The organism is Baaleninema sp., assembly GCF_049974805.1.
Classification (GTDB): domain Bacteria; phylum Cyanobacteriota; class Cyanobacteriia; order Cyanobacteriales; family Geitlerinemataceae; genus Baaleninema.
This window is the reverse complement of record NZ_JBNGCO010000201.1, coordinates 1-4,147: the sequence shown is the minus strand read 5'-3', so window position 1 is coordinate 4,147 and position 4,147 is coordinate 1. Positions and strand designations below refer to the sequence as shown.

Below are 4,147 nucleotides of genomic sequence, written 5' to 3'. Positions count from 1 at the left end.
GTACCGCCCTACAACACGAGTCAAAACTGTTCGAGTTGCGGGGAAAAGGTGCAGAAGTCTCTATCAACGAGAACCCATATTTGTCCCCATTGTGGCTTCGTTGCCGATCGCGATACGAACGCAGCGATTAACATCCTTAAATTGGGATTGAGTAGGGTGGGGCGCACCCGAATTCACGCATCGGGAGAGATTCCCTCTTGGCTGGCTGGAGAGATCCTGTCAGCTAACGGAGACTCGTAGAACGATGAATCCCCCTGCCTTCAGGCGGGGGAGAACGTCAAGGTGTATTTATACGTTTGCTATCACGATCCCGTCGTTGGGGTCGATCGCAGTCAAACCAACGGACGGGGGGTCCTGCGGGAGTGGTTTGAAATCGACCAACAGACGGAACCCTTAACGGGGCGAGAAATCGAACTCTGTCGAGTGCGGTTGAGGGGACGTCATTACGAACTCTATTCCCCTCAAAATTATCTAGACCCCCAAATTAACGAATTAGATTTCCGCTACCGCCGTCGAGCCCGTTGGCGTCCTTGGAAAACGGTACGGGTGGGGGTGTTAGACAACGCGGAATTTGAAGAGTTTAATGAAGAAATCGATCGCTCCATCGACGGTTTGGGGGATCTCGTAGAGTCTTTAGACGGACTGTACCCCCAGTTACACGGCGTTCGGGAAATCGATCGACTGCAGATGGGTCGCGAAAACACCTCTCTCACCTTTTTCATTATCGAATCGCGCCCTGACGGAGACCTCGAAAGCCAGCGATCGCCCTCTGAAATCGCCCATCACTACGACGCTCTTTATCTTGGAAGCGCGTGGCAAAACATCCTCCTCAACGAGGTTCAAATTCGCTTATTACGGGATTATATTGAAGCAGGGGGGATGTTGTGGATAGAAGTGCCGCAAAACGCTGAACGCTTGCCAATTTTGTCGAGTTTAGAGTCAATTTACGGGGGAAAGCAGGATTGGCAAGATCTCGATCGACGCCATCCCGTCCGCACTCAACCGTTTGCCTTTCAACGATTACCCGCTGGGGAAGCTCTCGAACCGATTCAGTTTAAAGTCTTGGGGGATATCTTACTATGTGAAGGATTATTATCCTTAGCTTGGGGCGTTTCCTTTCCCTTAGAACTCGATCGCGCCGAAATTCGAGCGGCGCAGGAATTGGGCATCAATATTTTAAATTTCTTTCAGTATCTTCGCGAACAGAAACACTTTTCAAACTGGAAATAAAATCATCAATCTAGAATTGAATCGGCAGTAAAAACATGAAAAGCAACCCACCACAAGAGAATTTTTAGTAATTTTTTAAACTCGATATTCACCAAAACAGAAAAATTAGCAGTTCTTTCAGCCAAAAAGTAGCAAAAAAAGTAACGCGCCTGATTGTTCCCTCAATTTTAATACAAACCAATTATCAATAACCAATTATCAATAACCAATTCGCAAATGTATCGAAATCCCGTCGCCAACATTACACCGAAAACGGTTGTCTTCGACCCCGAACGCAGCAGCCGCAGTTTCTTTAAAGTGTCGGTGACGAACACCTCAGAACGCTTCCTGAGCTTTCAAGTGCGAGTATATCCCCAGGGGGCGCAAGGGTCAGAATTTCATCACTGGTATCGCCTCAAACCCCGCGTCTGCGCCAAAAAACCGCCGGGAACCACCGCTGACTTCGAGGTAGAAATCGCCGACAGTCCCATTCCCGGTTCCGAAGGAGAAATTCCCCTCGTCTTCGAGATACAAGCCTTAGAAAACCGACGCCTGGCCACCACCGTCCAAGGACATACCGTCAAAGTGCTGGCGGGGCGATATCTCAGCCTGAACCTCTTAGCCCCCGACAACCAAATTCGCGTTGACGCCGGAAAGCGCGTCTCGATTCCCGTGCGGGTTCGCAACGCCCGTAAAAAAGCCGTCGAGGTGAGTTTACAACTGACGCCGATGGCGCTTCCCCCCGATTGGCTAGAAACCGAAGACGTACAGTTGACAGTGGGGGCGGACAGCGCCGAATCCGCCGCCTTTTCCGTCGTCGTCCCCCAAGCCAGCCAAACCGAAGGAGAGCGTCCCTACGAATTCGCCATCGAGATCGTCAAACCCAAACTGACGCAAAAGGTGCGATCGCTCGGTACCCTCATCGTCAATCCCAGCGGTGTTTTAGAATTCGACTGTCCGACGCGCGATCGCATCTTTCCCGACGACCGAGACAGCGAGCGCGATCGCCCCGAAAAACCCCCGATCGCCCAAGAGTCCAAAGACGCCAAAGCCTTATCCCGCAGCGTTTGTTACCCCATCGAACTGACCAACCGCAGCAACCTGTCCCAAACCCTCAATTTCGAGATTTCGCCTCACACCCACCTCTCGAAAAAAGAGGACATCATCTGTCGCATCGAACCCGAAACCGTCACCCTGAAACCGGGAGAGCAAAAACCCTTTACGCCATCGTCGCCAACCTCAAACAACCGACGTGGTTCGATCGGGAGTTAACCTTCGACGCCATCGCCTCCTCTCCCGATCCTCCCAATATCCGCATCGCCCCCAACCGCCGCCATACCCTAAGTTTGACAGTGCGATCGCTCAGTTGGGCCAAAGGACTGGCGTTGTTGCTGCTGTTACTGGTGTTAGCGGCGGTTCCCCTATTTCGCTACCTCTTCAGCCAACGCCACGCCGACACCGTAAACACCGTGAACTTCATCGATCGAGGAACCCGGGTTTTAAGCGGCTCTCGTGATCGCCACCTGTTCCGCTGGGAAGTCAACCGGCCCCTGGAAAACCTCTATCGCGGTTGGAACGGCGTCTACTTCACCGGGGGCGGAGACGCCGGCGCCAGCGTGCGCGTCTTGCGAGAGCGTCCTCTGAGAGATTCCGAACGGCTCTTAGTCGCCGCCGGACTCACCAACGGCGAAATACAACTGTGGGACGCCGCCTCCAACGCCGCCGAACCCATTCGACGTTGGAACCGCAACCGTAACGGACTTTTCGACAACGTTTTCGATTTGAGTTTCAGCCCCGACACCCGCTATTTGTTCAGCGCCCACGGCAGCGGTTTCGTGCGACAGTGGGATTTAGACGGGTTCGATCGTCCCAATAGCCTCGAAGACCCCAGCCGAGAAATTTATCTCAAAAAAGCCACCTACGCCATCGCCGACACCGACGGCGTCAACGGCGATCGCTGGCTGCTAGTGGGGGGAGAAAAAAATGCCTTCTGGGTGTGGAACTGGAACGATCGACGGGTGTTCGACCTCTCCTCCATCTTTCGCCAAAAAATCGGCGAAAGCGCCTATTTCGAGCCGATTTACAGCAAAACCGATTACATCACCACTATGGCCGTCCGCCAACGGGCCCTCGTCACCGCCGACACCCAGGGTTACGTGAGAATTTGGGATTTAGAGGCCATGCGTGGCTGTTTGCAGGAGGCCGACCGGCCGAAAAGCTTTGAAAAAGAAGGGGCGTGGGAGTACGAGAGAGATTTCGACTACTTCGCGCGAAACTGGACTTGCGATCGCCCCCTCATCCGCTGGCAAGGGCGAGAGACCCATCGCGGTCGTCCCGTGCGATCGGTGGCCCTGACCCACCAAGGACAATGCTACTATCTCGCCAGCGTCGGCGACGACGGACGAGTAGTGTTGTGGTCTTTCGAGGCGGCGCTGTTAGAGCCAGGAAACGCCCGAGAACCGGAAGTCCGAACCTTAGCGCGACTTCCCAGAACCCCCCTCAACAGCGTCGATATCTTCGCCGATATCGATCGTCGATCGATCTTCGTCGTCAGCGACGGCGAGGATGGCAGAATTCAACTCTATCGTCGTAGGATAGCGCCCGATGCCAACTGTCAATAGTGCCATCGTCGCCACCGTCAACCCCATCGAAGAAGGACGCCGAGGACAACCGTTCGACCTGGTGGTGAAAGTCGCCAACTACGGATCTCGCCAAACGCGGGTAGACGTTTGGCTGTCGCCTCAACCCAACGACATCCAAGCGGAGAGTTTGTTAGCCGCCTGGAGCGATTTCGACACCACCTTAAAATCCGCCACCCTCGACGCCGAAAAATCCCTCGAATTCCAATTTCGCTTTCGCATTCCTCCCCAGGCGCGATCGGACGTTTACCAGAAATTTTGGGTCTAAAGCCTCGCCCTTTCAGGGCGACTCTGCTATA

At 53.9% G+C, this 4,147-nt stretch carries 5 protein-coding genes; all 5 read left to right on the top strand.

Translation table 11 applies throughout. The features are described 5' to 3' along the window. On the top strand, positions 1 to 240 hold a 240-nt coding region (locus ACP5D4_RS21160), incomplete at its 5' end, for a zinc ribbon domain-containing protein (RefSeq protein WP_428013584.1). Between the two features lie 42 nt (positions 241 to 282). Beyond that, the gene (locus ACP5D4_RS21155; protein WP_428013583.1) at positions 283 to 1,230 is read left to right on the top strand and encodes a hypothetical protein; all 948 of its coding nucleotides are present in this window, start codon (positions 283 to 285) and stop codon (positions 1,228 to 1,230) included. 216 nt (positions 1,231 to 1,446) lie between these two features. Continuing rightward, positions 1,447 to 2,481, top strand: coding sequence for a hypothetical protein (locus ACP5D4_RS21150; protein ID WP_428013582.1), 1,035 nt, complete (start codon positions 1,447 to 1,449; stop codon positions 2,479 to 2,481). A gap of 80 nt (positions 2,482 to 2,561) precedes the next feature. Beyond that, complete coding sequence (locus tag ACP5D4_RS21145) at positions 2,562 to 3,830, top strand: WD40 repeat domain-containing protein (RefSeq protein WP_428013585.1); 1,269 nt, start codon at positions 2,562 to 2,564, stop codon at positions 3,828 to 3,830. Then, entirely contained in the window at positions 3,814 to 4,116 is a 303-nt protein-coding gene (locus ACP5D4_RS21140; RefSeq protein ID WP_428013581.1) for a hypothetical protein, read from the top strand. The genes ACP5D4_RS21145 and ACP5D4_RS21140 overlap by 17 nt, the downstream gene beginning before the upstream one ends. Positions 4,117 to 4,147: the final 31 nt, after the last annotated feature.